Consider the following 876-nt stretch of genomic DNA (forward strand, 5'->3'; position numbering starts at 1 on the left):
CGTAATAGCTATTCTAAAACTGATCATGATGCTACTTTTATGCGTTTGAAGGAAGATCCGATGCGTAATGGTCAAACTAAACCTGCATATAATCTTCAAATCATGACCAATTCGCAATTTGTGCTTGGCTATGATCTCATGCAGAATCCCACCGATACTAGAACGTTAATCCCATTCTTAACGCATCTCGCCCAAAACGGCGTTTTGGGTCGAGAAATCGTAGCTGATGCTGGCTATGGTTCTGAACGTAATTATAAATATATCGAAGATGAGCTACCGGATTGTACGGCTCTTATTCCTTACAGCACGATGCTTAAAGAGAATAGTCGTAAATGGAAGTCTGATGATCGTAAAGTGATGAATTGGGAATACCACGACAAGGACGATTATTATGTAAATCCGGCTGGGGTTCGTTTTAACTTTAAACGTTACGCTTATCGCAATGATAAATATGGGTTTCATCGCGACTTCAAAGTATATCAAGCTGAAAAGTACGATGAAAATCATCAAATTAATTCGAAGGCATTAACGTCACGTGGCAATACCAAATACATCATGGTAAATCCACAGTGGGAGTACTTTAAGGCAAAAGCACGTAAGTCGCTTTCAAATTCCAATACTTATTCACGTCGTAAATATGATGTTGAAACAGTTTTTGGTAATTTGAAGGCTTATTTGGGTTTCAAGAGGTTCACGGTACGTGGCCTCCAGAAAGCCAAAAGGCAAATAGGAATTGCCTTAATGGCATTGAACATGAAGAAATTGGCCGGAAGGCCGTCCAATTTCCTAGATAAAAAGCCAAAAAGGAAAAGATCCATTCGAAAATTTTTCAATTTCCGAATGGATCTTCTTAATTTAGGGACTTATGTCACAGCC

The 876-nt window shown here is 38.9% G+C and carries 1 protein-coding gene; it reads left to right on the forward strand.

Translation table 11 applies throughout. The features are described from left to right. Positions 1 to 876, forward strand: an 876-nt coding sequence (locus tag QOR82_RS09125) for a transposase (protein ID WP_408612941.1), incomplete at both ends; no start/stop codon positions are given.

Source organism: Limosilactobacillus difficilis (genome assembly GCF_947387495.1).
Taxonomy (GTDB): domain Bacteria; phylum Bacillota; class Bacilli; order Lactobacillales; family Lactobacillaceae; genus Limosilactobacillus; species Limosilactobacillus difficilis.